The 25,989-nt window shown below is 70.5% G+C and carries 26 protein-coding genes and 7 tRNA genes; 12 read left to right on the top strand and 21 right to left on the bottom strand.

Going from position 1 to position 25,989, the window contains the following annotated elements; all coding sequences use genetic code 11:
- Window positions 1-397 precede the first annotated feature (397 nt).
- From PXH83_RS02370 to pgsA, 3 genes are read right to left on the bottom strand one after another with little or no spacing between them, the layout of a single operon-like run.
- Window positions 398-1,561 carry a glycosyltransferase family 4 protein gene (locus PXH83_RS02370; RefSeq protein WP_274556127.1) on the bottom strand — a complete coding sequence of 388 codons (1,164 nt, stop codon included), beginning with the start codon at window positions 1,559-1,561 and terminating at the stop codon, window positions 398-400.
- Window positions 1,558-2,466, bottom strand: coding sequence for a phosphatidylinositol mannoside acyltransferase (locus PXH83_RS02375; RefSeq protein WP_274556129.1), 909 nt, complete (start codon window positions 2,464-2,466; stop codon window positions 1,558-1,560). The genes PXH83_RS02370 and PXH83_RS02375 overlap by 4 nt, the downstream gene beginning before the upstream one ends.
- On the bottom strand, window positions 2,463-3,119 hold the full coding sequence (pgsA, locus tag PXH83_RS02380) for a phosphatidylinositol phosphate synthase (protein WP_274556131.1): 657 nt from the start codon (window positions 3,117-3,119) through the stop codon (window positions 2,463-2,465). The genes PXH83_RS02375 and pgsA overlap by 4 nt, the downstream gene beginning before the upstream one ends.
- Before the next feature lie 247 nt (window positions 3,120-3,366).
- On the opposite strand from pgsA, the gene PXH83_RS02385 reads away from it, so the two are divergent.
- Window positions 3,367-5,565: an elongation factor G-like protein EF-G2 gene (locus PXH83_RS02385; RefSeq protein WP_274562636.1), complete on the top strand. Its 2,199-nt coding sequence runs from the start codon at window positions 3,367-3,369 to the stop codon at window positions 5,563-5,565.
- A 152-nt stretch (window positions 5,566-5,717) separates the two neighbouring features.
- Window positions 5,718-7,385: a hypothetical protein gene (locus tag PXH83_RS02390; protein ID WP_274556134.1), complete on the top strand. Its 1,668-nt coding sequence runs from the start codon at window positions 5,718-5,720 to the stop codon at window positions 7,383-7,385.
- A 24-nt stretch (window positions 7,386-7,409) separates the two neighbouring features.
- Here PXH83_RS02390 and PXH83_RS02395 read toward each other — a convergent pair whose 3' ends face one another.
- The 4 genes from PXH83_RS02395 to PXH83_RS02410 form a co-directional block, all read right to left on the bottom strand.
- Window positions 7,410-7,979 (bottom strand): HIT family protein, encoded by a 570-nt coding sequence (locus tag PXH83_RS02395; RefSeq protein ID WP_274556136.1) that lies wholly within the window; start codon window positions 7,977-7,979, stop codon window positions 7,410-7,412.
- Window positions 7,980-8,063: 84 nt separating this feature from the next.
- Window positions 8,064-10,040, bottom strand: a complete 1,977-nt coding sequence (gene thrS / locus PXH83_RS02400; protein ID WP_274556138.1) for a threonine--tRNA ligase — start codon at window positions 10,038-10,040, stop codon at window positions 8,064-8,066.
- An 89-nt stretch (window positions 10,041-10,129) separates the two neighbouring features.
- The gene (locus PXH83_RS02405) at window positions 10,130-11,347 is read right to left on the bottom strand and encodes a hypothetical protein (protein WP_420803106.1); all 1,218 of its coding nucleotides are present in this window, start codon (window positions 11,345-11,347) and stop codon (window positions 10,130-10,132) included.
- Window positions 11,347-11,943, bottom strand: a complete 597-nt coding sequence (locus PXH83_RS02410; RefSeq protein ID WP_274556140.1) for a DUF4365 domain-containing protein — start codon at window positions 11,941-11,943, stop codon at window positions 11,347-11,349. The genes PXH83_RS02405 and PXH83_RS02410 overlap by 1 nt, the downstream gene beginning before the upstream one ends.
- A gap of 187 nt (window positions 11,944-12,130) precedes the next feature.
- Between PXH83_RS02410 and PXH83_RS02415 the strand changes: the two genes are divergently transcribed.
- Entirely contained in the window at window positions 12,131-12,856 is a 726-nt protein-coding gene (locus PXH83_RS02415) for a 3'-5' exonuclease (protein WP_274556141.1), read from the top strand.
- A 12-nt stretch (window positions 12,857-12,868) separates the two neighbouring features.
- Here the strand turns inward: PXH83_RS02415 and PXH83_RS02420 are convergent, their stop codons facing one another.
- The 3 genes from PXH83_RS02420 to PXH83_RS02430 all read right to left on the bottom strand — a co-directional run bounded on the left by PXH83_RS02420 (window position 12,869) and on the right by PXH83_RS02430 (window position 13,860).
- Complete coding sequence (locus PXH83_RS02420) at window positions 12,869-13,048, bottom strand: hypothetical protein (protein WP_274556142.1); 180 nt, start codon at window positions 13,046-13,048, stop codon at window positions 12,869-12,871.
- 257 nt (window positions 13,049-13,305) lie between these two features.
- Window positions 13,306-13,377 (bottom strand) — tRNA-Val (locus PXH83_RS02425).
- A 39-nt stretch (window positions 13,378-13,416) separates the two neighbouring features.
- Window positions 13,417-13,860: an SRPBCC family protein gene (locus tag PXH83_RS02430; RefSeq protein ID WP_274556143.1), complete on the bottom strand. Its 444-nt coding sequence runs from the start codon at window positions 13,858-13,860 to the stop codon at window positions 13,417-13,419.
- A gap of 90 nt (window positions 13,861-13,950) precedes the next feature.
- Here PXH83_RS02430 and PXH83_RS02435 point away from each other — a divergent pair, with 90 nt between their 5' ends.
- Window positions 13,951-16,437, top strand: coding sequence for an SCO7613 C-terminal domain-containing membrane protein (locus PXH83_RS02435; RefSeq protein WP_274556144.1), 2,487 nt, complete (start codon window positions 13,951-13,953; stop codon window positions 16,435-16,437).
- 61 nt (window positions 16,438-16,498) lie between these two features.
- On the opposite strand, the gene PXH83_RS02440 is transcribed toward PXH83_RS02435, so the two are convergent.
- Window positions 16,499-16,570: transfer RNA gene (locus PXH83_RS02440), tRNA-Val, on the bottom strand.
- Window positions 16,571-16,651: 81 nt separating this feature from the next.
- Complete coding sequence (locus PXH83_RS02445; protein WP_274556145.1) at window positions 16,652-17,107, bottom strand: TIGR02611 family protein; 456 nt, start codon at window positions 17,105-17,107, stop codon at window positions 16,652-16,654.
- A 190-nt stretch (window positions 17,108-17,297) separates the two neighbouring features.
- Here PXH83_RS02445 and PXH83_RS02450 point away from each other — a divergent pair, with 190 nt between their 5' ends.
- Window positions 17,298-17,711 (top strand): SsgA family sporulation/cell division regulator, encoded by a 414-nt coding sequence (locus PXH83_RS02450; RefSeq protein WP_003987206.1) that lies wholly within the window; start codon window positions 17,298-17,300, stop codon window positions 17,709-17,711.
- 191 nt (window positions 17,712-17,902) lie between these two features.
- Window positions 17,903-18,472, top strand: coding sequence for a CGNR zinc finger domain-containing protein (locus PXH83_RS02455; protein ID WP_274556146.1), 570 nt, complete (start codon window positions 17,903-17,905; stop codon window positions 18,470-18,472).
- 28 nt (window positions 18,473-18,500) lie between these two features.
- Here PXH83_RS02455 and PXH83_RS02460 read toward each other — a convergent pair whose 3' ends face one another.
- Together PXH83_RS02460 and PXH83_RS02465 are read right to left on the bottom strand one after the other, a co-directional pair.
- Window positions 18,501-18,671, bottom strand: coding sequence for a hypothetical protein (locus tag PXH83_RS02460; RefSeq protein ID WP_274556147.1), 171 nt, complete (start codon window positions 18,669-18,671; stop codon window positions 18,501-18,503).
- 154 nt (window positions 18,672-18,825) lie between these two features.
- The gene (locus tag PXH83_RS02465) at window positions 18,826-19,284 is read right to left on the bottom strand and encodes a hypothetical protein (RefSeq protein WP_274556148.1); all 459 of its coding nucleotides are present in this window, start codon (window positions 19,282-19,284) and stop codon (window positions 18,826-18,828) included.
- Window positions 19,285-19,451: 167 nt separating this feature from the next.
- Here PXH83_RS02465 and PXH83_RS02470 point away from each other — a divergent pair, with 167 nt between their 5' ends.
- Window positions 19,452-19,964 carry a DsbA family protein gene (locus PXH83_RS02470; RefSeq protein WP_214926072.1) on the top strand — a complete coding sequence of 171 codons (513 nt, stop codon included), beginning with the start codon at window positions 19,452-19,454 and terminating at the stop codon, window positions 19,962-19,964.
- Window positions 19,965-19,968: 4 nt separating this feature from the next.
- On the opposite strand, the gene PXH83_RS02475 is transcribed toward PXH83_RS02470, so the two are convergent.
- From PXH83_RS02475 to PXH83_RS02485, 3 genes are all read right to left on the bottom strand, one after another.
- Window positions 19,969-20,802, bottom strand: coding sequence for a GNAT family N-acetyltransferase (locus PXH83_RS02475; protein WP_274556149.1), 834 nt, complete (start codon window positions 20,800-20,802; stop codon window positions 19,969-19,971).
- A 71-nt stretch (window positions 20,803-20,873) separates the two neighbouring features.
- Entirely contained in the window at window positions 20,874-21,695 is an 822-nt protein-coding gene (locus PXH83_RS02480) for an aminotransferase class IV (RefSeq protein WP_274556150.1), read from the bottom strand.
- The gene (locus PXH83_RS02485; RefSeq protein WP_274556151.1) at window positions 21,692-22,750 is read right to left on the bottom strand and encodes a chorismate-binding protein; all 1,059 of its coding nucleotides are present in this window, start codon (window positions 22,748-22,750) and stop codon (window positions 21,692-21,694) included. Before PXH83_RS02485 ends, PXH83_RS02480 begins: the two co-directional genes overlap by 4 nt.
- A gap of 143 nt (window positions 22,751-22,893) precedes the next feature.
- Here PXH83_RS02485 and PXH83_RS02490 point away from each other — a divergent pair.
- From PXH83_RS02490 to PXH83_RS02510, 5 genes are all read left to right on the top strand, one after another.
- Window positions 22,894-22,966: transfer RNA gene (locus PXH83_RS02490), tRNA-Gly, on the top strand.
- A 39-nt stretch (window positions 22,967-23,005) separates the two neighbouring features.
- Window positions 23,006-23,079 (top strand) — tRNA-Cys (locus tag PXH83_RS02495).
- A gap of 1 nt (window position 23,080) precedes the next feature.
- Window positions 23,081-23,152, top strand: a tRNA-Val gene (locus PXH83_RS02500).
- Between the two features lie 31 nt (window positions 23,153-23,183).
- Window positions 23,184-23,255, top strand: a tRNA-Val gene (locus tag PXH83_RS02505).
- Between the two features lie 54 nt (window positions 23,256-23,309).
- Window positions 23,310-23,384 (top strand) — tRNA-Val (locus PXH83_RS02510).
- A 69-nt stretch (window positions 23,385-23,453) separates the two neighbouring features.
- Here the strand turns inward: PXH83_RS02510 and PXH83_RS02515 are convergent.
- The 4 genes from PXH83_RS02515 to PXH83_RS02530 form a co-directional block, all read right to left on the bottom strand.
- Window positions 23,454-23,741: a TFIIB-type zinc ribbon-containing protein gene (locus PXH83_RS02515; RefSeq protein ID WP_274556152.1), complete on the bottom strand. Its 288-nt coding sequence runs from the start codon at window positions 23,739-23,741 to the stop codon at window positions 23,454-23,456.
- 68 nt (window positions 23,742-23,809) lie between these two features.
- Complete coding sequence (locus PXH83_RS02520; protein WP_274556153.1) at window positions 23,810-24,817, bottom strand: aminoglycoside phosphotransferase family protein; 1,008 nt, start codon at window positions 24,815-24,817, stop codon at window positions 23,810-23,812.
- 242 nt (window positions 24,818-25,059) lie between these two features.
- Entirely contained in the window at window positions 25,060-25,266 is a 207-nt protein-coding gene (locus PXH83_RS02525) for a hypothetical protein (protein WP_274556154.1), read from the bottom strand.
- Window positions 25,267-25,454: 188 nt separating this feature from the next.
- Entirely contained in the window at window positions 25,455-25,763 is a 309-nt protein-coding gene (locus tag PXH83_RS02530) for a hypothetical protein (protein ID WP_274556155.1), read from the bottom strand.
- Window positions 25,764-25,989: the final 226 nt, after the last annotated feature.

Below are 25,989 nucleotides of genomic sequence, written 5' to 3' on the forward strand. Positions count from 1 at the left end.
GCTGCGGTGCGGGGGCTGCGTTCGCGAGACCAGTAATTCGCGCACAAATCACGCTTTACGTCCCGAACAGCGCCCCCTGCACGTCCCGCCCCCTCGCCGCCGTCCTAACCCCGTTCACCCGGTCCGCTACCGGCGCCGGTCGATGATTTGCGACGTACGGAGGGGGACGGGGCCGTAGGGAGTGGTGTTCGGGACGTAAAACGTGATTTGTGCGCGGGACGCCGGGAGGCTTTCGGTGACCCGGGATCGCAGCTAAATCATGCAGTCCCGAATGCCGCTCCCGTAGGCCCCGGCCCCCGGCACCACCACAGGCCCCGCACCCCGTAGGCCCCCCGCCCCCGGCACCACCACCGGCCCCGCAGCGCCCCCGGCCCCGTACCAAGGCCCCCCGCCCGCGTCAGCCGCGTGCCGCCAGGCCGAAGCGGGCGCGGAGGCCCGACCGGTCGTCCGCGGCCACCGAAGCCGCGCCGTCGGTCACCGTCTCGTACACCGCCAGGATGTCCGCAGCGACCGTCGACCAGTCGAACCGGCGTACGTGCGCACTCCCCCGCTCCCGCAGCTCCGCCAGCCGCTCCGGATCCGCCAGCAGCCGTACCGCCGCCGAGGCCAGCGCGTCGGCGTCCTCGTTGGCGAAGAGCTCGCCCGCCGCACCCTGGTCCAGGACCTGGGCGAAGGCGTCGAGGTCGCTGGCCAGCACCGCCGCGCCCGCCGACATCGCCTCGACCAGGATGATGCCGAAGCTCTCGCCGCCGGTGTTGGGCGCGACGTACAGGTCGACGCTGCGAAGCAGCCGCGCCTTGTCCTCGTCGCTGACCATGCCGAGGAATTCGACCCGGCGGCGCATCTCCTTGGGCAGCGAGGCGACGGCCTCCTGCTCGTCGCCGCGCCCCGCGACCAGGAGCCGCGTGTCCGGGCGCTCGGCCAGGATCTTAGGGAGGGCCCGCATGAGGACGGGCAGGCCCTTGCGGGGCTCGTCGATGCGCCCGACGAAGCCGATGGTCTGCCCCTGCCACTCGGGCTTGGCCTCGGCCTTCGCGAAGAAGTCGACGTCGACCCCGTTGGGGATGACGACGGCGTCGCCGCCCAGATGTTCCACCAGGGTCCGGCGCGCGTACTCGCTCACCGCGATGCGGGCGCTTATTTTCTCCAGCGCCGGCTGCAGGATCGGGTACGCAGCGATCATCGCCCGGGACTTCGGGTTCGAGGTGTGGAACGTCGCGACGATCGGCCCCTGCGCGGCCCAGCAGGTCAGCAGGCCCAGCGAGGGCGCGGTCGGCTCGTGGATGTGGATCACGTCGAAGGTGCCGTCGTGCAGCCAGCGCCGGACGCGGGCGGCCGAGAGGAAGCCGAAGTTGAGGCGCGCGACCGAGCCGTTGTACGGGACGGGAACGGCCCGCCCGGCGGAGACGACGTACGGCGGCAGCGGGGTCTCGTCGTCGGAGGGGGCCAGGACGGAGACCTTGTGGCCGAGCCCGATCAGATGCTCGGCCAGGTCGCGGATGTGGAACTGGACGCCGCCGGGCACGTCCCACGAGTAGGGGCAGACAATGCCGATCTTCACGAGGACTCCTGACGCGGCTCGAGGTCGGCGAGCCACAGCCGTTGCAGCATGTGCCAGTCCTCCGGGTGCTCGGCGATGCCGGTGGCGAAGGCGTCGGCCAGCGCTTGCGTCATGACGGACGTCTTCTCGTTGCGGGTACCCGTCTCGGGTACTTCGACGGGCGGATGGATCCGGCCCCGCAGCAAGGATCCGTCGTACGACAGGGTCGCAGGCAGCAGCAGCGCCCCTGTCTGCTGCGCCAGCAGCGCAGGCCCGGCGGGCATCCGCGCCGTCTCGTGGAAGAACTCGACCTCGACGCCCGAAGCCGACAGGTCGCGGTCGGCGACCAGGCAGACGAGACCGCCGTCGCGCAGCCGCCGCGCCAGCGTCCCGAAGGCGCTGCCGCCGTTGTGCGGCAGGACCTCCATACCGAGGCTCTCGCGGTACGCGACGAACCGGTCGTACAGCGTCTCGGGCTTGAGCCGCTCGGCGACGGTCGTGAAGGGGACGCCGAGCTTGGTGGTGACCCACGCGCCGGCGAGGTCCCAGTTGGCCAGGTGCGGCAGCGCGAGCACGACGCCCCGTCCCTCGGCGAGGCCCTCCGTCAGCCGGTCTATGTCTTTGACCTCGACGCCGCTCTTCACCCGCTCAGCGCTCCAGGCGGGAAGCCGGAAGGATTCCATCCAGTAGCGCATGTACGAGCGCATACCGGCCTTGGAGAGCTCTGAGAGGCGCTCGGGGCCCGCGTCCGGCACCACCCGGGCGAGGTTTGACTCCAGCCGCAGCACGCTCTTGCCGCGCCGCTTCCACACCGCGTCGGCGATGGTGCGCCCGAGGGCGACGGACACCGGCTCGGGCAGCTTCTTGACCGTGCCCCAGCCGAGGCCGTACAGGGCGTCGGTCAGCCGTTCCCTGCCACCGCTCACGACGTCGCCCCGCTTCCCGCCTCGGTGTCGGCCTCGGCCGACTCGCGGCGTACGGTCACGACCCGCTGCCCCAGCGTCACCAGGCTGCCCACGGCGACGACCCAAAGCGCGATCGGCAGCAGCACGTCGACCCCGGGAACGCCGAAGTTGTGCAGCCCGGCCAGCCCCGCGGCGACGAGCGTGATGACGAGCCGCTCGGCCCGCTCCACCAGACCGTTGACGGCCACCGGCAGGCCGATCGATTCGCCGCGCGCCTTCGTGTACGAGACGACCTGGCCGCTGGCCAGGCAGAAGATGGCGACGGCGCACAGGATGTTGTCGTTGCCCGTGCCCGCGTACCAGAGTGCGATCCCGCCGAAAATCGCGGAGTCGGCGACCCGGTCGAGCGTCGAGTCCAGGAAGGCGCCCCAGCGGCTCGAAACCCCTGCCTGCCGCGCCATATTGCCGTCGACGAGGTCGGAGAAGACGAACAGCGTGATGACGATCGTGCCCCAGAAGAACTCTCCCCGGGGGAAGAAGACCAGCGCGCCCGCCATCACTCCGGCCGTGCCGATGAGAGTGACCGCATCCGGGCTCACCCCGCGTCGGAGGAGAAATGCGGCGAGCGGTGTGAGGACACGCGTAAAGAATGCACGCGCGTACTTGTTCAGCATGGCCTTCCCGAGGGTCGGTGGCCGTGCGACCCCTTGCGGCCACCGGCTGGCCCATCGTAGCCACGACGGTGTACGTCCAGTGCCGGGGCCCGGCCACCCGTCGATCGGGTACGACGTATGGACGCAATGTGAGCCGAGTGCAAAGCTCGAATGACCGCGGGCGTCATCGGCGTCGCCTCGCTACTGCGGCTCCCAGATGTCCGCGCCCCCTCTCCTCAGCGTGCTCTCAGACTGGGAGGCACAGATCATGGGCGACAAGGCGAACGCACACCCCGGGGCCGCCGGCAGGGCAACAGCGGCCGACCGGCCCTCGTCCGTACGGAACGTAGTGCTGGTCGGCCCCAGCGGATCGGGAAAGACGACCCTGGCCGAGGCTCTCGCACTGGCGGCGGGAGCGGTCAACAGGGCGGGCCGGGTCGAGGACGGCGCGACCGTATCCGACTACGACGAGATCGAGCACCGGCAAGGACGGTCGGTCCAGCTCTCGCTGGTCCCCGTCGAATGGGGCGGCATCAAGATCAATCTCCTGGACACACCCGGATACGCCGATTTCGTCGGCGAGCTGCGGGCCGGTCTGCGTGCTGCGGACGCGGCCCTCTTCGTCGTCTCGGCGTCGGACGGTGTGGACGGCGCGACCAGGGCGGTGTGGGAGGAGTGTGCAGCGGTCGGTATGCCGCGGGCCATCGTCTTCACCCACCTCGAAGCGGCCAGGTCCGACTTCGACGAGATGACCCGGCTCTGCGCGGAGACGTTCGGGGGCGACGACCCCGACGCCGTACTGCCGCTCTATCTGCCGCTGTACGGGCCCCAGGGACCCGACGGGCACGCCCCCGTCAAGGGCCTCGTCGGCCTGCTCTCGCAGCGCATCTTCGACTACTCCTCCGGCGAGCGGAAGGAGGTGCCGGCCGAGCAGGACCAGCTGCCGCGCATCGAGACCGCCCGTAGCCGGCTCATCGAGGGGATCATCGCCGAGAGCGAGGACGAGACCCTCATGGACCGCTATCTCGACGGCGAGGAGATCGACTACAAGACCCTCGTCGAAGATCTGGAGAGGGCCGTCGCGCGCGGCACTTTCCACCCGGTCCTGGCGGCCGCCCCGGCGGCCGAGGGCTCCCGCGAGGGCATCGGCACGATCGAGCTCCTGGAGCTCGTCACGGGCGGCTTCCCGACCCCGTCCGAGCACGAGGCACCCGCGGTCACCACGCCGGAGGGCAGTCCGCGCCCGCAGATCACCTGCGATCCGGACGGGCCGCTGGTCGCCGAGGTCGTCAAGACCGCGTCCGACCCCTACGTCGGCCGGGTCAGCCTGGTGCGGGTGTTCTCCGGCACCCTCCGGCCGGACGAGACCGTACATGTGTCGGGGCACGGACTCACCGACCGCGGCCACGAGGACCACGACGTGGACGAGCGCATCGGCGCGCTCTCCTCGCCCTTCGGCAAACAGCAGCGCACCCTCAGCCAGGCAATCGCGGGCGACATCGCGTCCGTCGCGAAACTGATGCGCGCCGAGACCGGGGACACTCTGTCCGCCAAGGACGATCCGCTCCTGATGGAGCCCTGGGCCATGCCCGACCCGCTCCTGCCGCTCGCCATCCAGGCGCACAGCAAGGCGGACGAGGACAAGCTCTCCCAGGGCCTGTCGCGGCTGGTCGCGGAGGACCCGACGATGCGCCTGGAACAGAACCAGGACACCCGTCAGCTGGTCCTCTGGTGCCTGGGCGAGGCCCACCGGGACGTGGCGCTGGAGCGCCTGCGCAGCCGTTACGGGGTCCAGGTGGACGTCGTGCCGTACAAGGTGTCGCTGCGCGAGACCTTCGGCGAGAGGGCGGGCGGGCGCGGCCGCCATGTGAAGCAGTCCGGCGGCCACGGCCAGTACGCGATCTGCGAGATCGAGGTCGAACCACTGCCTCCGGGCTCCGGAATCGAGTTCGTCGACAAGGTCGTCGGCGGCGCGGTACCGCGCCAGTTCATCCCCTCCGTGGAGAAGGGCGTACGCGCCCAGGCGGCACGCGGCGTCGCGGCGGGCTACCCGCTCGTGGACGTACGCGTCACCCTCCTCGACGGAAAGGCGCATTCGGTCGACTCTTCCGACGCCGCGTTCCAGACGGCGGGCGCGCTGGCGATGCGGGAGGCTGCGGCCGAGGCGAAGATCCATCTGCTGGAGCCGGTCACGGAGATCGTGGTGATGGTGCCCGATCACTACGTCGGCCCGGTGATGAGCGATCTGTCGGGGCGGCGCGGCCGGGTGGTCGGCACGGAGCAGGCAGGACCGGGTCGTACGCTCGTACGGGCCGAGGTCCCCGAGATCGAAATCGGACGGTACGCCGTCGACCTCCGGTCGATCTCGCACGGCACCGGGCAATTCAACCGCTCGTACGCCCGCCACGAACCCATGCCGCCGCAGCTTGCGGGCAAGATCCGTGAACAGGCCGAAAAGGGGTCTTAGTTGACTGTGCCGTCCGCCCAATTGCCTTGCGGCGGGCGGCATTCCACTGTCCCATTACGGGCAGGGAACACCCGGATACGCTGTGTCCCAGCTCAGAAGGTGTGCCGGGAGCAGTAGTTGGGAACAGGCCGCAGGAGCGGTTGCGTGCGGCGATGGGGGCAGCAGTGGCGGACGACGGATACGACTTCTCACCCGGGGCGCAGATCCCGCTCCAGGGCTCGGCGGGGCAGACCGCGGCGACGCACGCGCTCGCATCGGCGGCGTACCGCGACAGCCCGGTCGACGAGATCCTCGGCGCCAACAGCGACTGGCACAAGTCCGAGGTCAAGAAGGGCAAGCTCTCCCTCTTCGAACCGAACCTGGGCGAGGCGTTCTCGCGGGCCGTCCAGGTACGCATGCTGGGCGGCGCCCGCAAGCCCCTCATCCAGTCCTTCGGCACTGAACCCCAGACGGTCGTCGAGCACTGCCTCGCGGCGACCCGCATCCGTAAGGAGCGCGACGCCAAACTCACCGGCGTCATGGTGGTCTTCGGCCTGGCCTTCCTGCCGGGAATGCTGATCTGGCTGGCCATGTTCCAGCTCCGACGTACGATCGCGGGCTCCAAGGACAAGCGCGCCGGGGCCCTCGCGACCGCCGCCCTGGTCGCCGCCGGCGGCCTCGCCGTGATCTTCCTGATCAGGCTGCCCTTCGGCGGCTTCTGGGCCATCTACCTGCGGGCGATGGTCGTCACCCCCGTCATCGGCTGGCTCTGGGCCAAGCAGATCAGCGAGACCACGGCCAAGGACATGCGGGCCCGCTGGGAGAGCCTGCTGGCCGGCGGCGGCGTCGGCGCCAAGATCCCCGAGGCCGTACCCCGCGACCCCAACGAGTCCGCCGCCGAGCAGCTGCGCCAGTCGCTCGCCAGGCTCACCGCCGAGCAGCACAGCAACGCGGTCTTCTACGCCGGCCCCAAGGGAATACTGGGCATGGGCACCCGCTGGGGCAGCTGGCAGCTCGCCGAAGAGCTCGTTCCGCGCGACTCCGGCAAGGAGATCCACGGCTTCCGCAGCTGGGACGTCGTACGCGCCATCCACGACCAGCTCCGCATGCTGGAGCGCGGACCGCTGCACACGGGCGGCTTCCCTACCCCCTCCGTGCGGCACTGGGTCGTCGCACCGGTCGGCGAGAACGCGGCCGAGGTGGCCAGGCCCGGCGGGCAGAACGTCGACGCGTTCCAGATCAAGGGCCACGAAATCCAGCGGATCTGCAACGAGCAGCAGTTCGGCGCCGGCAACCGCCACTATCTGGGCGTTCAGTTCACACTCTGGGACGGCCAGCTGGTCATCACCATGCTGATCACCGTCACCGTGCTGCACGAGACCCTGCGCATCGAGGTCACCGGCCACGCCCTGGGCCCGGTCCACTCGCTCTTCACCACCAAGCCCGCGCCCAAGACCGTCACGGTCAGCAAGACGGTCAAGTTCTGGGAAACCGTCGACAAGAATCAGCCACTCGTCGACGCCGACGAGGTGGTACGCCTCGCCGTCCGCGCCCCGCTCACCTGGTTCCCGCCGATCCTGGACTTCTTCGGCGGCAAGCTCGTTCTTCCCGAGCCGTTCGGTCTGCGGCACGCCTGGGCCGACAAGCCCTGGCGCCACCGCTTCATGGCCGACGACGCGCTGCGCGCGGCCACCCCCGTACTGCGCGTGGTCCACGCGGCGGCCATCCGCGTCCTCGACGACCACGGCGTGGACACGGACCGCTTCAGTAACCGCTCGCTCATCCTCAGCGGCCTGGTCCAGGACCCGGCGCCGAGGAACGCGGACCTCTACGACGCGTAGAGCGTCACGTAAGGCTTCAGGAGGTCAGACCGAGGCGGTGGGCGGCCAGGCGTCCGCCAGCATCTTGCGGGTGTCCCCCAGCAACTGCGGCAGCACCTTGGTGTGCCCCACGACCGGCATGAAGTTCGTGTCCCCGCCCCAGCGCGGCACGAGATGCTGGTGCAGATGCGCCGCGATACCGGCCCCCGCCACCGCGCCCTGATTCATCCCGATGTTGAAGCCCTGCGCCCCGGAGGCCGTACGCAGCGCGATCATCGCGCGCTTGGTGAACTCGGCGAGCTCGGCGGTCTCCGCCGCGTCCAGGTCCGTGTAGTCGGCGACATGGCGGTACGGGACGACCATCAGATGCCCGCCGTTGTACGGGTACAGGTTCAGCACCGCGTACACCTGCTCACCACGCGCGACGACGAGACCGTCCTCGTCGGACTTGGCCGGAATCGAGCAGAACGGGCAGCCGTCCTCGGCCCCTGGACCCGTCGGCTTGTTCTCGCCCTGGATGTACGCCATCCGGTGGGGCGTCCACAGGCGCTGGAACGCGTCCGGCGTCCCGACTCCGATCTGCTGTTCCGGCTCAATCGTCATGCGAGCCAGCATATTCGCTCAGGGTGAGGGAGCAGCAGCGAGGGGCGGCCCCTGACGGGACCGCCCCTGGGAACCCTGCTTTGCGCGGGGCCGGTGTCAGACCTGTACCCGGCGCTCCACCACGTCGACGAGCTCGGCAATGGCTTCGTCGCGAGGGATGCCGTTCTTCTGCGACCCGTCGCGGTAGCGGAAGGAGACCGTGCCCGCATTCATGTCGTCGTCGCCCACGATGACCATGAACGGGACCTTGCTGCGCTGCGCGTTGCGGATCTTCTTCTGCATACGGTCCGAGGAGGCGTCCACCTCGACCCGCAGGCCCTTCTTCTTCGCCTCGGCGGCGAACTCCTGCAGGTACGGGACGTGTGCGTCGCCGATCGGGATGCCGGTGGCCTGGACCGGGGCCAGCCACGCCGGGAACGCGCCCGCGTAGTGCTCGAGGAGCACTGCGAAGAAGCGCTCGATGGAGCCGAACAGCGCGCGGTGGATCATGACCGGCTGCTGCTTGGTGCCGTCCGCCGAGGTGTACTCCAGGTTGAAGCGCTCCGGCAGGTTGAAGTCGAGCTGGACGGTCGACATCTGCCAGGTACGGCCGATGGCGTCCTTGCACTGGACCGAGATCTTCGGGCCGTAGAAGGCGGCACCGCCCGGGTCCGGGACCAGCGGAAGGCCCTGCTTCTCGGCAACCTGGCGCAGGGTCTCGGTGGCCTCTTCCCAGATCTCGTCCGAGCCGACGAACTTCTCCGGGTCCTTCGTGGACAGCTCCAGGTAGAAGTCGGTCAGACCGTAGTCGCGCAGGAGACCGAGGACGAAGGTGAGCGTCTTGTCGAGCTCCTCCGCCATCTGCTCCTTGGTGCAGTAGATGTGCGCGTCGTCCTGGGTGAAGCCGCGGGCCCGGGTCAGGCCGTGCACCACGCCGGACTTCTCGTACCGGTACACGGTCCCGAACTCGAAGAGGCGCAGCGGCAGTTCACGGTACGAACGCCCGCGCGCATCGAAGATCAGGTTGTGCATCGGGCAGTTCATGGGCTTGAGGTAGTAGTCCGTGCCCTCGTCGAGCTGCATGGGCGGGTACATGCCGTCGGCGTACCAGTCCAGGTGGCCCGACTTCTCGAAGAGCTTCCCCTTGGTGGCGTGCGGGGTGTAGACGAACTCGTACCCCTCCTCCTCGTGGCGCTTGCGCGAGTAGTCCTCCATGACCCGGCGGATGATGCCGCCCTTGGGGTGGAAGACCGCCAGGCCCGAGCCGATCTCGTCCGGGATGGAGAAGAGGTCCAGCTCGCCGCCGAGCTTGCGGTGGTCGCGCTTCTCGGCCTCGGCGAGGAACTCCAGGTGCGCCTTCAGCTCGTCCTTCGACGGCCACGCGGTGCCGTAGATGCGCTGGAGCATCGGGTTCTTCTCGCTGCCGCGCCAGTACGCAGCGGCGTTGCGCATGAGCTTGAAGGCGGGGATGTTGCGGGTGGTGGGCAGGTGCGGACCGCGGCACAGGTCCTTCCAGCACAGGTCACCGGTCTTGGCGTCCAGGTTGTCGTAGATGGTCAGCTCGCCGCCGCCCACCTCGACGTCCGCGCCGTCGTCCGTCGAAGCGGAGCCCTTGATGCCGATGAGCTCCAGCTTGTACGGCTCGTCGGCCAGCTCCTCGCGGGCGGCCTCGTCGGTGACGACACGGCGCGAGAAACGCTGTCCGCGCTTCTGGATCTCCTGCATCTTCTTCTCGACGGCCTTGAGGTCCTCGGGGGTGAAGGGACGCTCGACGTCGAAGTCGTAGTAGAAGCCGTCCTTGACCGGCGGGCCGATGCCCAGCTTGGCCTCGGGGAAGAGCTCCTGCACGGCCTGCGCCATGACATGCGCGGTCGAGTGGCGCAGGATGTTCAGGCCGTCCTCGGACGAGATCTCGACCGGCTCGACCTCCTCGCCGTCGGCGAGGACGTACGCCAGGTCCTTCAGCTCGCCCGCCACGCGCGCGGCGACGACAGTGCGCTCGCCGGGGAAGAGCTCGGCCGCCGTAGTGCCCGTTGTCACCACGCGCTCTTCCCGCTCGGAATCGCGTTGGATGAACACACGGACGTCTGACACCGGTCTCTCCTGACTGAGGGGGACGCGCGCGATTTGCTACGCGCGCAATCACTTACTGTACCGAGCCCGGCGCCCCCATCGCGAAACGGTTATTCCCCGCCGCACGCCTCCTCGAAAAAGTCCAGGTTCTCGTGGAGCGACTTCATCAGCCGGTCCCGCTCCGCATCGTCCACCTGCACGGGCACCACACTGTTCGCCCCGGTCAGCCGCCGGAAGCCGCCCCGGCTCTCCAGCTGCCCGTGGACCCTGATGGGCAGCCCGACCAGGTGTGCGTGGCCCGCTATCCGGTACGCCTCCTCGTCGAGCACCATGCGTACGTGCGGCACCTCCACGCCCGCCAGGACGCGCATCCGTACCGTGCCCGCCCCGCGCGGACCCGAGCGCCGCATTCGTACCACCGCGCCCGTGATCCGTACGGGTACGGACGGCTCGTCCAGCATGTAGCGGGCGCCTGCCTCGCGCAGGGCCGGCAGGTCGCCGGGCGAGAACTCGACCGGCTCGGGGTGCACCGCGCAGCCTGCCGGTACGCCCGCGGCGGGCGACCAGTCCAGGGCGATGCGGGCGCCTTCGGAGCCGTGCACCAGCGCGATGACCGCGTCGGTCAGCTCGCGGCTCACGCCGGCCTCGACGGCGGAGTCGAAGGCCTCCATGCCGCCGGTCGCCCTCCGGTAGTCGGTGGCCTCGCGGGCGGCGTGCAGCGCGTGGTGCAGCCGTACGACGGCGTCGCGTCCGCCCTCGACCGGTACGAAGGCGGTGAGGGTGCGTCCGCCGGGCGAGGTCCCCACCAGTACGTCCTCCAGGGAGGTCTGGGCCTGCCGCCGGTGCCGCGCGCCGTAGTACCCGGCGCGGCCGCGGGCGGCGAGCGCGGCGGCGAGGAGCATCTGGCGTGCCGCGGACCGCAGTCGCTCCTGCGCGGTCCAGGAGGCTGCGCCCGAGGGACCGTCGGGGACGTCGCGCCACCAGCGGATCTCGTCGCTGGGCACGGCGAGGGAGACGAGCACTTCGCGGGCCGACGGGGCGGCGCAGCGGGCGAGTGCGGTCAGTGCCTCGCCGAGCAGGTCGTCGCTGTCGGGGAACGCCCTGCTCTCCGGTACGAGCAGGCTCGTACCGCCGCCGGAGGATCCCGGCAGGGTCCAGCGCGCGTAGCGCCCGGCCGCTCCTCCGCGCCGCTGCCAGCCGTGCCGGTCGAGCAGCGCGCCGAGTACGGCGGGGTCGACCTGGCCGGGGTCGGGGCCTTCCCCGACGTCCCAGATTCCGGATGTGTCGCTCGGGTGTGGTCGTACGGGCTCGTCGATCGGCCGGTGCATCAGGGTCTCCCTCCAACCCCGACCCGGGTCATGATCTCGCAGAGTGCTCGGTCGTCGAATATCCGCGAGGTCGGGATCCGCACGGTCGTCCTGCGCCTGCCTGTCACCGGGTGTCCGGCCAGGTTGGTCCAGTAGCAGCAGTGCCGCAGGTCGAGGCGGTCGTGGCTGGCGCGCAGCCAGTCGTCCTGGGTCCGCGGTACGAGCATCACGACCAGGATCTTGTGCACGGAGACCGGGCTGCGGGCGAGCTTCTCCAGGTGGGGGTTGTCGAGCGTGAAGGAGAAGGCGGGTCCTGCCGGGTGCGGCGGGATCTGGTACGTGCACTTGAGCTGCACTTTGATGGTGACTTCGTCGTCGACCGTGTGCCCGGGGGCGCTGTGGCTCACGTGCCAGTCGATGCCGTTGTCCGGAAAGGGCTGTGAGAGGGAGCATCCGGCGGCTGCCGCGACCGCGTGCAGGTAGCCCACCTGGAGTGTCTCCATGCAGGCGGTGGTGGCGAGAGCGCCGCGCAGTGACGTGGTCCGTCCGGGCAGCAGCCCTCCCCCGTGGCTCTGGGCACGGGACGTTCCCCCAGGTTCGGGCTGCGCGAGCGCCATGGCTGACGAGTGCCTTCCGGGCCGTGCCGGTCAGTTCCCCGCGACGCGCCGTCAACTGCGCGTCCCGTCAACTGTGTTGTCTCCGTACCACCTCGGCCGTAAACGGCGTACCGCACAAACGACCCGGGTATCACCGATTCGGGCAGGGGACGCACGCCATCTGCCAAGGTAGCAAGAGGAGTTCGCCATGACGTGCTGGTACGAAGGACCCTTGGCCGCGTTCGACACCGAGACGACGGGGGTGGATGTCGAGGAGGACCGCATCGTGTCGGCTGCCCTGGTCGTGCAGGACATGCCGGGCGCGCGGGTGCGGGTGACCCGCTGGCTGGTGAATCCGGGGATTCCCGTGCCCGCGGAGGCCACCGAGATCCATGGCCTGACGGACGAGCACCTTCAGCGCAACGGCCGCTGGCCGGCGCCGGTGGTGGAGGAGATAGCCCGGTCGCTGGCCGAGCAGAGCATTGCCCGTCGGCCGCTGGTCGTGATGAACGCCCCGTTCGATCTGACGCTGCTCGACCGGGAGTTGAGGCGGCATCGGGCGTCGTCGCTGGCGCGGTATCTGGACAACCGGCCGCTGTGCGTGCTGGATCCGCGCGTACTGGACAAGCATCTGGACCGTTACCGCAAGGGCCGTCGTACGCTCACCGATCTGTGCGCGCAGTACGAGGTCGAGCTGGACGGCGCCCATGACGCGGCCGCCGACGCGGCGGCGTCCCTGGAGGTCGTACGGGCGGTGGGGCGCCGTTTCGCGTCGCGTCTGGAGCGGCTTTCGCCCGCCGAGCTGCACACGCTGCAGGCGGTGTGGCACGCGGCGCAGGCGCGTGGTCTGCAGGCGTGGTTCGCGCGCAACGGGTCGGAGGAGGAGGTCGATCCGGCCTGGCCACTGCGCCCCGAACTCCCGGCCGCCGCCTGATCGTACGGTCGCTCAGCGGGCTGTCTTCTTCATCAGCACCAGGCCGGTGATCGCGCCGAGGCCGAAGACGCCGGAGACGACACTGAGCGCGATCTGCAGCCCGCTCTCGTCGACCATGAGGTTGAAGAAGAGATTGGCGGCCACGCAGGCGATCAGCAGCAGCCACAGAAGCGTCTTGGTCGCGGAGTTCATCGGGTGCCCCTTCGTCGAGCGTCTGGCGTTCTTCGCGTTCGTGGATCACGGTATAGAGAGCGGCACGGCCCCTACCATCCAGCAGGCACCCGAGTCATGGTGCAGTCGGCTGCACCCCGGCAGCGGCAGTGGGCTACCCGTGACGACATGAATCTCACCTATTGACAGCGGCTGGTTTCTTCATGGCGCCCTGTGGCGGCGGCGTACGGCGGCATGAAAAAAGGCCGGTCCGTCTGTGACGGACCGGCCTTTCCCGGTGGGCGATACTGGTTTCGAACCAGTGACCTCTTCGGTGTGAACGAAGCGCTCTCCCACTGAGCTAATCGCCCGGGAACGGACTGAACCATACAACCCCCTGCGGGTTTCGTTCAAACCGCGAGGGCCGCCGCAAGCCCGCGCCGCCCCGCCCGCATCATCAGCGCGTGGTTGGCGATGAAGACGGGACGTCCGGGGACGGCGAACCGCCGCACCAGGGCCTTGCGCACCTCCACTTCCTGCTCGTATACGGCGCGTGTGCCGGTGCCGTGCGGCCGCACGGTCCAGCGTGCCCAGCCGTCCATGTCGCCGGTCATGGCCGCTTCCAGTACGCCGGCGGCCGCGTCGCGGCGCGCCTGGCCGACCGTGACGACGAGTTCGTACGGCAGGAGGGAGCGGAACCGGAGTGTGCCGGTGCGATCGTCGATCCGGGTGGCCTCGCGCACCTGCGGCCACCACCTCGGGTACTCCTCGGCGCGTTCCAGCACGGCGAACACCGCGTCGGGGGAGGCGGTCAGATCCCATACGGTGCGGAAGCGGTAGTGGCACCAGTCCATGCCTGAAGTCTGCGCGGATCCGGGGGTACTCACACGGATCTGAGTATCCGAGCCCATGCCCCGGCGTGTGGCCTGAGCCACACTCCCGGCATGGAGAATGCGCCACCACCCGCCGAGGAACTGATCCTCCTCGACCGCGAGCTGGGTCAACTCGAGATCCGCCGCACGCAGTTGCTCACCCGAAGGGCGTGGCTGCTCAGCGCCATGCAGGCCGCGCAACCGGCCCCGCAGAACCCCTTCGCGGGCCCCGCCCCCGGCTTCGGCGGCGGGCACGTGCCGCGTGCGCCCATGACCGCCGCGTCGGCGCCGGACGCATCGCCGCCGAGTGCGCAGAACGTGCTGCTGGCGCTCGGCGGGATTCTGCTGACGATCGCCGCCATCGCGTTCACGCTGGTCAGCTGGGGTCACATGGGCATCGGCGGCCGCTCTGCGGTGCTGGGCGCCGTGACGGCGCTGGCGCTGTCCGCGCCGGTTGTACTGCTGCGCCGTGGGCTCGTCTCGACCGCCGAGTCGGTGGCCGCGCTCGGGCTCGTACTGACGGTGCTCGATGCGTACGCCCTGCACCGGGCCGCGCTGCCCGCCGCCGACGGCCTCGCTTACGCGGCGATCAGTTCGGCGGCGCTGGCGGCGCTCTGGGCGGCGTACGGTCTGGGGCTCGGCCGGCTGCGGATACCGCTGCCCGCCGCTCTGGTCGCCGTTCAACTCCCCTTCCCGCTCTGGGCGCTGGCTTCCGGTGCGGGCCCGCTGACACTGACCTGGTCGCTGCTGGCGACGGCCGCGCTCGACGTCGCCGTCGCTCTGTGGGGCAAGGGCCGTGGCGTGCGGCCGATGGCTTGTGGCGCCGCCTGGCTTGCGGGTGCCTGGGCGCTGCTCAGTGTCGGCGCCATGTCCGTGACCGCCGGTGACGCCGCCGACGCGGTGCGTCCCGGTGTGCTGCTTCTGGCGATCGCGGCCCTGGCCCTGTTCGCCGCCTGGCGCGCGCCGTCGCCGCACACGGTGGCGCCTTCGGTCGCGGCGGGGGTTGCGGCGATCGCGGCTGTCGGCGGCGTGGTCCGGCCTGCCGTGCCGGACGCGTGGGCGGTGCCCGCGTATGTGCTGTGCGCTGTGGCCCTGTTGGCCGTTGTACGGGTGAGCCTGCCGCGCCCCATGGTCCTCGGCCTGGCCAGTGCTTCGGGTGCGGTGCTCGCCGGAGGCACGCTGTGGGCGCTGCCGCCGCTGGCGGTCACGCTGCTGGGCCCTGTGGCGTGGGCGGAACGGGCGTGGTCCGGCGCCCCGGCCGGCGTCCGCGACGCGCTCTCCGCCGACCTCCCGTGGTCCTGGACGACGGCGACTCCGCTGGTCCTGCTGACGACCGCCGCGGTCCTGCTGGCGGCCCGCCGCCTGACCATCGCCGACCGCCCCTGGCACACCCCGGCGGCGTGCGCGGCTCTGGCCCTGACGTGGGCAGCGACGTTCGCGACCCCGGCGGCGCTTGACCTCCGCTACGCGGTGGCAGTTCCGCTGTACGCACTGCTGACGGCGGCCCCTCTGGCGCTGGCGGCACGCCCCACAGCGCTGACGCGCCTCTCCGGCAACGCCACCCGTCCCCCGGCCACCGCCCAACCCGGCCCTGGCTCCGCCCTCGCCCTCACCGGGCTCGGCTGCGCCCTTGCGTCGGCGGTTTCCGTTTCGCTCGTGGCCCTGGCCTCGCAGGCGGCCACCTTCGCCGTCCTCGGCTTCCTGCTGGTGCTGTTCGGCGCGGCCGCCGCGCTTGCCACCGGCAGCGTCGCGCCGCCTGTCTCCGCCTGTGCGGCCGTCGTGTTCGCGACCGGGCTGGCCGGAGCCGTAGCCGCAGCGTTCGAGCTCCCGGCCCATCAGGTCGCGTTGGCAGTACTGGCCGTCCCAGTGGCGGTGGCTGTCCTGGCCGTCCGCATCCGTGGTCACCTCACCGCTCTGCCCATGGAAATCACGGGTGCCGCCGCGGCCCTCCTCGCGGTCGGGCTCGCCTCCGGCGATGCGCCGGCCCTCGCGCTGGTGCTGGCCCTGTGCGGTGTCATCGCAGCGGGCACGGCCGTACGGCCCGACCGCCGGTTCGTCGGGTACGCCGCCGTGGCGCTCTTCGTGCTGGCCACCTGGGTCCGCCTCGGCGCCTCGGACGTCGCCACCCCAGAGGCGTACACCCTGCCCGTGACCGTCCCGGCGCTCGCCGTCGGCGTACTGCGGCGGCGGCGCGACCGCGAGGCGTCGTCCTGGACGGCGTACGGTCCCGGCCTGGCTGCGACCCTGCTGCCGAGCCTGATCGCGGCCTGGGGCGACGAGCACTGGCTGCGCCCGCTGCTGCTCGGGGCAGCGGCCCTGGCCGTCACGCTCACCGGCGCCCGGCAGCGGCTGCAGGCCCTCCTGGTGCTCGGCGGCTCGGCCCTGGCCCTGGTCGCGCTGCACGAGCTGGCGCCGTACGTCGTTCAGGTCGTCGGCGTACTCCCCCGCTGGCTGCCGCCAGCCCTCGCGGGTCTCCTGCTGCTGGCGGTCGGCGCGACGTACGAGCAGCGGCTGCGCGACGCCCGCAGGCTGCGGGACACCCTCGGCCGGATGCACTGAAACGGCACACGACAACGACGAAGGCCCGGAAGACTTTCGTCTTCCGGGCCTTCGGTCCGGGTGGGCGATACTGGGTTCGAACCAGTGACCTCTTCGGTGTGAACGAAGCGCTCTCCCACTGAGCTAATCGCCCCGGCGCTCCGCAAACATTACCCCATGGCCGGGGGTCCCCCCGGCCGGAGGCTGGGGGAAGGTCCCCCGAACCGATCACGGGTCATTCGTCGATGTTCCACGGCATGGCCATGCCGAACTTCCAGACGTAGATCCCGACCAGCACAGCGATGATCACCAGGCCGACCGTGGTGAGGATGATGTTCCTCCGGCGGACCTTCGGATCGAGTGCCTTCACGGCCGCTTCGGTGACTTTCCGCTTCGTCCAGCGGAGCACCAGCTGCGCCCATACGAACTCGGTCGCCCAGATCGCCATGCCGCCGAAGATCACCAGCCACCCGGGGCCCGGCAGCGGCAGCATGACCACGCCCGCGGCCACGACGGCGAGGCCGATGACGAAGACGCCGACCTGCCAGCTCAGGTGCAGCGTTCTGTACCGCTTGATGATCTGCGGCGCCCGCGAACCCAGCTCGCGCTCGCCCTCGGTCGCGCCCCCCGTGGCGGGCTCTGCGGCCGCCGGTGCGACGACTTCTTCCCGCTCGTTACTCTCCGCATTCATGTGGCCCAACCTACCGGATTCGGCCGCATCACCGGAATGGCCGTATCGCATCAAGTGACGCTCCGCCGTACGAGCTATCTGAAGAGCCACAAAAAGGTCAGAGGGGTTTACAACGGCACCGTAGGTGGCATGTCGATTTCGCCGACGTGCGAATCCCCGAGCGCACACTGAGCGAAAGGCCCTGGCGCTTATGAACACCACGGTCAGCTGCGAGCTGCACCTGCGCCTCGTTGTGTCGAGCGAGTCATCACTGCCTGTACCCGCGGGCCTGCGGTATGACACGGCCGATCCTTACGCCGTGCATGCCACCTTCCACACCGGAGCCGAGGAAACCGTCGAGTGGGTGTTCGCCCGTGACCTCCTCGCCGAGGGCCTGCACCGGCCCACCGGCACCGGAGACGTCAGAGTCTGGCCGTCGCGCAGTCACGGCCAGGGTGTCGTCTGCATCGCCCTGAGCTCCCCGGAAGGAGAAGCACTGCTCGAAGCCCCGGCGCGGGCGCTGGAGTCGTTCCTGAAGCGGACGGACGCCGCGGTGCCACCCGGCACCGAGCATCGTCACTTCGATCTCGACACCGAACTCTCACACATCCTGGCGGAGAACTGAGCCAGCCCGAGAGCCCTCCATCGCCGTCCGACTCGGGGCGACGGCGAAGGACGGACAACCACATACGGCAGACACCGGCGCCGTCTCCGCGGAATCCACCGTGAAGACGGCGCCGGTGCGCTTTGCGCGCGAGCCGCTAAAGTCGGCCAGCATCGGCGGGCACCGGCCCGCAGCAGGCCAGGGAGCGAATCGTGCTGATCCCCCACGACACCCGGCGAGCACTCGACGTCGTCGTCGATCTGGTGAACACGGCGCCCGAGAGCGAGCCGGAGAGCGAGCAGACCGACCGGCTCGCGGACATCGAGGCGCTGTACGGCTTCGTACGGCTCCACAACGTCAGCGACGTGGGTGAACTCACCGAGAAGGATCTGAGGGCCGTACAGGACGTACGAGCCCGCTTCGCGGACGTGTTCTCGGCGCCCGACCCCCGTACCGGCGCGGAGCTGATCAACCAGCTGGTGGCGGCCGCCGGGACCACGCCCCGGCTGACCGACCACGACGGCTTCGACTGGCACGTGCACTACTTCGCGCCCGGCGCCTCCATCGCGGACCATCTCGCGGCGGACTGCGGGATGGCCCTCGCCTTCATAGTCGTCTCCGGCGAGCAGGAGCGGCTGCGGCGGTGCGAGGCGCCGGACTGCCGGCGGGCGTTCGTCGATCTGTCGCGCAACCGCTCCCGCCGCTACTGCGACAGCCGCACCTGCGGAAACCGGCTGCATGTGGCGGCGTACCGGGCACGCCGCAAGGAAGCCGCGGGCTGACGCCTCACAGCACCCCTCACAGCACGCTTCACAGCAGGAAAAGATCGTGCATCGCAGCCAGCAGCAGCAGGAAGCCGATCAGCCCGAGGAAGATCATCAGGGGTGGCTGGGAAAGCGCGAAGAGGCAGCCGCGCGATTCTTCGGAAGGCGCAGGGCCTTCGGTGGGTGCGGGGGCGTCGCCCCGGGATGTGTCCAGCATCTCGGGGTGATCATGGCGCAGTACGACCGCCCCCGATGACCAACACGCTCACCTGCGGGGGGAGTTCGTCGGATCCCGCCCATCCGTTACACGGCGGCAATCGCTTTCGTGTCCGAGATGCCAGGCTTTCGGGTCTCCCGCCCGGTGCCGGCTGTCAGATGCCGTGCTTCTTCAGGATGGCTTCGATGTCGCTGAAGTCCTCAGCCGGCGCGGCGGGCTTCTGCTTGGCCTTGCCCTGAGGGGCAGGGGGCTGCGCCTCCGCCTGACGGCCCGCCGCGAGTGACGGCGCGGACGCCTGCGGGGCGACGGCCTCGCGCTGGGCCGCCCTGGCGGCCTTGCGCTCCTTGCGGGTGCCGCCCTTGCGGCGCTCCACCGCCCTGGTCGTCATGAAGAGCAGCCAGGCGAGCCCGAGCAGAACGAACCCGCCCCACACACTTGGCTTGAAGGCGATTCCAGAAACCCACTCGACGACGCCGGTCATGACCAGGCCGACAGGGACGAGCGAATAGGCGGCGATACGCGTGGCAGCCAGGAATCGCTTGCGGTACGCGGTGATCGCGGCGATGCCCAGACCGGCCGCGGACACCGCGGAACAGACGGTCTCAGCCAGCATCCGGTCCTCCAGCCTCGTGGGTTACGTACCCCTCCATCCTGCACCGGCCGGGGGTGCCGGGGCCACGCCCCCGTACGACCTCGGAGAGATCTCCGGGAGATCTAGGGGGCGGGATCCTACCCAGGTCCTGGTTGGGAACCGGCCGGTGTGGCTGGGACACTGGCCCCATGAGCGACTCCATCCCCGCCCGTCCCGTCGTCCTCGACATCTGGTGCGACCTCCAGTGCCCCGACTGCCACTCCGCGCTCGACGACGTGCGCGCCCTGCGCGAGCGGTACGGCGACCGTCTGGAACTGCGGCTGCGGCACTTCCCCCTCGAAAAGAACAAGCACGCCTACGCCGCCGCCCAGGCCGCCGAGGAAGCGGTCGACCAGGGCAAGGACTGGCCGTACGTGGAGGCGCTTCTCGCCCGTACCAAGGACCTGGCGGCGAAGGGTGAGCCGGTGCTCCTCGATGTGGCACGCGAACTGGGTCTGGACACCGAGGAGTTCGACACCGCCCTGATCGACGGCCGGCACCTCCTGATCGTCGACGCCGACCAGGCCGAGGGCAAGGCCATCGGCGTCACCGGCACCCCGACGTACGTCATCGACGGGGAGCGGCTGGACGGCGGCAAGAGCCAGGAGGGGCTGCGCGAGCGCATCGAGGAGATCGTCGACCGTCTGCTCGCCCGCTCCTGACCGTCTAGAGCAGCTGCTTGTAGAGGTGGTACATCACCGGCTCGTAGCCGAGTGATTCGTACAGCCGCAGGGCCGGGGTGTTGTCCGCGAAGACATCGAGCCCGATGCGCTCGGCCCCGGCCGCCAGCGCCTCGCCCTCGGCGAGCCGCATCAGGGAACGTCCGTGCCCCTGACCTCGGTGCCCCTCGGCCACTTCGACGTCGAAGACGAAGGCGCCGCTCCGGCCGGGGAGCGGGTGCCGCAGCGACAGCCAGAGCGTGCCCACGACCGTGTCGTCGCGGGTCAGGACGCCGAGGTACGTGCCGGGGGTGGCGGGTCCGACGAGAGCGGCGTGATCGGCATCGGCCTTGGCCTGCGCCGCCTCCTCGGGGAGTCCGCGCTCGGCCAGGGTCCGTGCGTAACGGGCCTTGGCGTGGGCGAGCCAGGCGTCGTACTCGCTCCCGGTCATCGGTCTGCCCGCGACGCCTTCGGGCAGCGCGGGGGCCTGCGCGGGCAGCGTTTTGAACATGTTGCGGCTGCGTTCGGTGTAGCCGAGGGCGGCGGCCAGGTTCAGCGCCGCCGTCGCCTCCGGCGGCACGGAGACGTCCACGCGGTCGCATCCCCAGCCGCGCAGTACTTCCTCGGCGGCGAGCGCGGCAACCGTCGCCCGCCCGCGGTGCCGGTCGGCCTCGTTGATGTGCAGTGCGGTGATGCGGCCGGCCCCTGACCCGTAGCGGGGATCCGTCGCGAGCTCGATCGTGCCGACCGGGCGGCCGTTCACGCACACTTCGTACGTACGTGACTTGGCGCCGTCCGGGCCCTGCTGGAGCGGCGCGGTCGGCCGCAGAGTTGTGGTCATCACGGGAGTTGTACCCGCAGGGCCGCCGCACGTCATCCAATTTCACGGCGTCTTACGGCCCCGGGTCCGTTTTACGGATCCAGGTCCGACGCGGCGCGCTCGTCGAAGACGCGCATGGCCTTGGCCGTCACGGGTCCGGGGGCGTCCGGCAGCCGGCGCCCGTCGATCCGGTGCACCGCCTGGACATCGCGCAGGGTGGACGTCAGGAAGACCTCCTCGGCCCGCTCCAGCACGTCCAGCGGCAGGTCGGTCTCCTCGGCGCCGGTCCATTCGACGGCCAGGGCCCGCGTGATCCCGGCGAGGCAGCCGGACGAGACGGGCGGGGTGAGCAGCCGGCCTTCGAGTACGACGAAGACATTGGAGCCGGTGCCCTCGCAGAGCTGTCCGACGGTGTTCGCGAACAGCGCCTCGGAGGCGCCCTGTTCGCGTGCGCGGGCGAGTGCGACCACGTTCTCGGCGTACGACGTGGTCTTGAGTCCGGTGAGGGCGCCGCGCTCGTTGCGCGTCCACGGGACGGTGATGACAGCGGTGCTGTCGGGGCGGCGGGCGCACTCCCCCAGCGCCACGACCAGCGTGGGACCGGCGTCCCCGCGCTCGGAGCCGAGCGGCGAGGTGCCGCCGGTGTAGGTGATGCGCAGGCGGCCGAGCTCCATGGGGTTGGCGTCCAGGACGGCGGCGCAGGCGCGGCGTACCTCGTCGAGGTCGGGCTCGGGCAGGCCGAGGCCGCGGGCGGACCGGGCCAGCCGCTCCAGGTGCCGGGTCAGGGCGAAGGTCCGTCCCCGGGTCGCCTTCACGGTCTCGAATATGCCGTCCCCCACGGTCAGACCGTGGTCCAGTACGGACACCCTGGCGGTGGCCGCGTCCTGCAGCCCGCCGTCGACCCAAAGCTTCATGAAACGGTCCTTTCCGTCGCCCGGTACGTGCCCGACGCTACCGCGAGCAGCCTGGAGGCCTTGAGTTCGGTCTCGTCCCATTCCCGCTCGGGGTCGGAGCCCCAGGTGATGCCCGCGCCCGTACCGAAACGCAGGACCGGGCCGCCGGGGACGGTGCGGTCGATCCAGAACGTACGTATGCCGACGGCCAGCTCACCGGTGCCACGGTCCGCGTCGACCCAGCCGATGCCCCCGCAGTACGGACCGCGCGGCGCGGTCTCCAGCGCCTTGATGATCGTGAGGGCGCTGGCCTTCGGTGCGCCGGTCACCGAGCCCGGCGGGAACGTCGCCGCGAGCAGCCCGGCCCATCCGGCGCCGGGCGCGAGCTCGGCGCGCACGGTGGAGACGAGGTGGACGAGGCCGGGATGCGGTTCGACCACGCACAGCTCGGGGACGGTCACCGATCCGGTGGCGGCGACTCGGCCCAGGTCGTTGCGGACGAGGTCCACGATCATGACATTCTCGGCGTGGTCCTTCTCCAGGAGATCGTCCGCCGTACGCCCGGTTCCCTTGATCGGCCCGGACTCGACGGTCCGCCCGTCCCTGCGCAGGTAGAGCTCGGGCGAGGCGGTGGCGATCTCCACGCCGTGCGCCGGCAGCCGGATCGTTCCTGCGTACGGCGCCGGGTTGCCGCGGGCGAGCAGCGCGGTGAGCGCGTCGACGTCGGCGCCCGCCGGGTCGGGCAGCGGCGCGGTCAGGACGCGGCAGAGGTTGGCCTGGTAGACATCGCCTGCGGCTATGTGCTCGCGGATGCGGCGTACGCCCTCGGTGTACGCGGCGCGGTCCATGGAGGACGTCCAGGCACCGGCGGCGGGCCCGTGCCACTTGCCCGGCACAGGGGCGGGAACCGGCTCCTTGCGTACGTCGCCGAAGCGGGCGCAGACGAGACGGCCCTCGAAGTCCGCTGCGACGGCCCAGAAGCCGGCGGAGTCGAGAGCGGCGGGGTCACTGGTGACATCGCGCAGGTCAGAGGCGACAAGGCCGCCGAAGCGGGCCAAAGGGGGAAGGTCGTGCACGGCCCTGAGTCTAGAGCGGGGCGTCATGACCTGCGCCGGGGCGAACGCAGCGCAGCACGCTGCACAAACGCGTTTTTGTACTGGCCCGGGAATCCGCTAGAGTTCAACACGTCGCCGGGACGTGGAAGCGCCCCGGAAGACAAGCGGACGTGGCTCAGTTGGTAGAGCATCACCTTGCCAAGGTGAGGGTCGCGAGTTCGAATCTCGTCGTCCGCTCGGTGTGGGGGATCTTCCCGAACCCCCGATTTCACTCCTGGTGGAGTGGCCGAGAGGCGAGGCAACGGCCTGCAAAGCCGTCTACACGGGTTCAAATCCCGTCTCCACCTCCAAGGACGATTAGCTCAGCGGGAGAGCGCTTCCCTGACACGGAAGAGGTCACTGGTTCAATCCCAGTATCGTCCACTGGAACCCCCGGCAACGGGGTGTCCGTCCCGCGCGATTAGCTCAGCGGGAGAGCGCTTCCCTGACACGGAAGAGGTCACTGGTTCAATCCCAGTATCGCGCACGCAGTTCGCAGCATCAGCGGTACGTAGTGCCGGCAGTACGCAGGATCATCCCCGCGCGATTAGCTCAGCGGGAGAGCGCTTCCCTGACACGGAAGAGGTCACTGGTTCAATCCCAGTATCGCGCACCAGCAAGAAGCCCCCGGCCGTCTCGACGGCCGGGGGCTTCTTCGTGCCCTGGTCCTGTTCCCGTCCTGGGGTCAGGAGGAGAAGAGCATCCGGCCGAAGCCCTTCTGCCTGTGGTGGCCGCCGTGGTGACCGTGGTGGCCGTGCTGCGGGGCGCCCCAGGCGGGTGCTTGGGCGGCGGGGTAGGCCTGCGGGGCCGGTGGCGCGGGCGGCGCCTGCTGGGCCCACTGGGATTCGAGACGGGTCAGCGACTCGAGCTCCCCGTAGTCGAGAAATATCCCGCGGCAACCGCTGCACTGCTCGATCTGGACACCATTGCGGTTGTACGTGTGCATGGGCGCATGGCACTTGGGACACTGCATGGTCGGCTCAACTCCTCGCCGTTGGTTCGGCATCGCCGGAATGTATGCCCGGCGGCGGTCCGCTCACCCTACGGCGTCGCTTCGCACTCCAACTCGGGCCGTAGGGCCGAGATTCGGACGCACGCCTCGATCAGCATCTCCTCCACCTCGTCCAACGGCCGGTTCTCGGCCGCCGACTTGGCGAGGGCGAGGGCCGCGGTCTGGACCGTCAGGGCTCGGGCGGGCACGTCGAGCTGCGGCCAGGGGTCACCCTCGGGGCGGACGGCCGTACCGCCTGCGGCGCGGTACGAGCCGAGGAAGCGGTCCCAGACGTCGGGCGCGAGCAGGCCGGCTGCGTACCAGGCGGCGGGGCGGGCCAGGTCCCAGGCAGGGTCGCCGATGCCCATGTCGTCCACGTCGATGAGCAGCCAGGGGCCGTCGGGGGCGGGGTGGCGGACGAGTTGGCCGAGGTGCAGGTCGCCGTGGCAGAGGGCGGTGCGGTTCTTGGGGGCGGGGGCCTCGTCCCGGGCCCAGGCCGGGAGGCCGGCCCAGGCGCGGAGGATGGACGCCGTGGCGGGATGGGTGCCCGCCACTGCCCGCATGCGGGCGATGGCCCGGGCTGCCTTGGCGGGGCCGCGCATGGGTGGCAACGGCTCCGGGGGCCGGAGCTCGCCCGGGGCGACCGCGTGCAGCCGGGCGAGGAGAGTTGCCGCGTCCTCCCAGGGGGCCGCGTCGGGGTCCTCCGGGTCGACCGGGGATCCGTACGGCCAGAGGCTCAACGGCCGTCCGTGCAGCAGCGTGGTGAACCCGGTCTCAGCGGCCGGTACGGGCAGCGGTGGCAGGAGGATGCCGGCGAGGGGCGGGGCGGCGGCCGTGGCGATGCGTGCGGTGAGGGCGGCGAGGCCGGTGTCCGGGGCGTGGGATTTCGCGACGACGTCTCCGTGGCGTACGACCGTGCCGTCCGGGCGGTCGGCGAGGACATCGGGGTGCGGGCAGGCGCAGGGGTCCGCGGGGCGCTTGCGCGGGCGGCGCGGTGGGGGGAGCTGCGCCACGTCATGCGCTACGGCGCGCAGCGCTTGCGCGACGGTTACGGTCACGGGCTCCCCGGAGTGCGGTGCGGTCGATGCCGCTGGGGAGCCTACGCGGTGCCACCAGCGGTGCCCTGTGGGCCTGTCCTCAAACGACGGACGGGCTGACCCGGGTCGGGAAAAGGCGTTGCCCGGACAGCTCCCCAGCTGTCCGGGCAAACGCAGCCGTCCGCCGCACCCCCGTCCCCACGGGGTTTTGAAATGGCCGGATGTCCTGGCCCGGTCCGCTCTACCGGGGCCGTGGGCGCCGCTCAGCGCCCGAGCATCACACCCACGGACGACGCCTGTGTGACCACTGCTTCCCAGCCTCCGAAGAGGACGACGAGCAGGGCCGCGAGGGGAAGAACCATGGCCGTCGCCACCAAGGGGTGGCGCGTGCCGGACGGGCGGCCGCCGAACGAGGCGAATGCCCTGCGTCCCTGCGTGCGGATTATCGTCCGCGATGCCGTGTCCGCCATGGTCCCTCTCCTGTCATGTATGGGCAGCGGCGGGTGTCTGACCTCGGGGGACGAGTGCTCCACCCGCCGCTTGACCTCAACATTAGGGGCGCGTCAGGACCGGGTCGTCATGCCCGCGTACCGATTGGCGGGCCTCCCGGAGGATGAGCCGCCACCCCCGGCGTACTCCCCAGGGTGGAGAGGCGGTCCTAGGTCTTGGGGTCTTCCCGGAGGGGGCGCTCCTGGCGTTCGGACCGTTCGGATGCTTCCTCCCTCGGGACCGGCTGTTCGACCAGAGCCAGCACCCTGGTCGCCATGAAGCGTGCGGTGCGTACCACGGAGCCGGTGGGGGCACCTCCCATGCCCTTGAGGCTATGGGGGAGCGTGACTTCACTCACTTCCACCACTCCCCTGCGGACCGCTGTCTCCACCCGTCGGCCTGCCCTGCCGGCCACCACCTCGTACGCACGGGTCGTGTCTCCCGCGTCCACGACTATCTCCACGCGATCGCCCTTCATTGATCCAATCCCCCTTCTGCGACGGACCTTTGAGATCTCGCACGGGCCGGGGACGGCGGATCGGCCGCCCCCTGACCACTCTTCAAGTTTCCCACCCGGCACTGACAATCGATCGATTCGCGAGGGCGCGGCCTATGAGCACACCGGGCCGCAGGTACGTAAGCTGTGCCACGTCGAACGGACCGGTCAGCAGCAGGGGTGGGGGAGGCCCCCACCGGAGGTAGGG

Source organism: Streptomyces spiramyceticus (genome assembly GCF_028807635.1).
Lineage (GTDB): Bacteria > Actinomycetota > Actinomycetes > Streptomycetales > Streptomycetaceae > Streptomyces > Streptomyces spiramyceticus.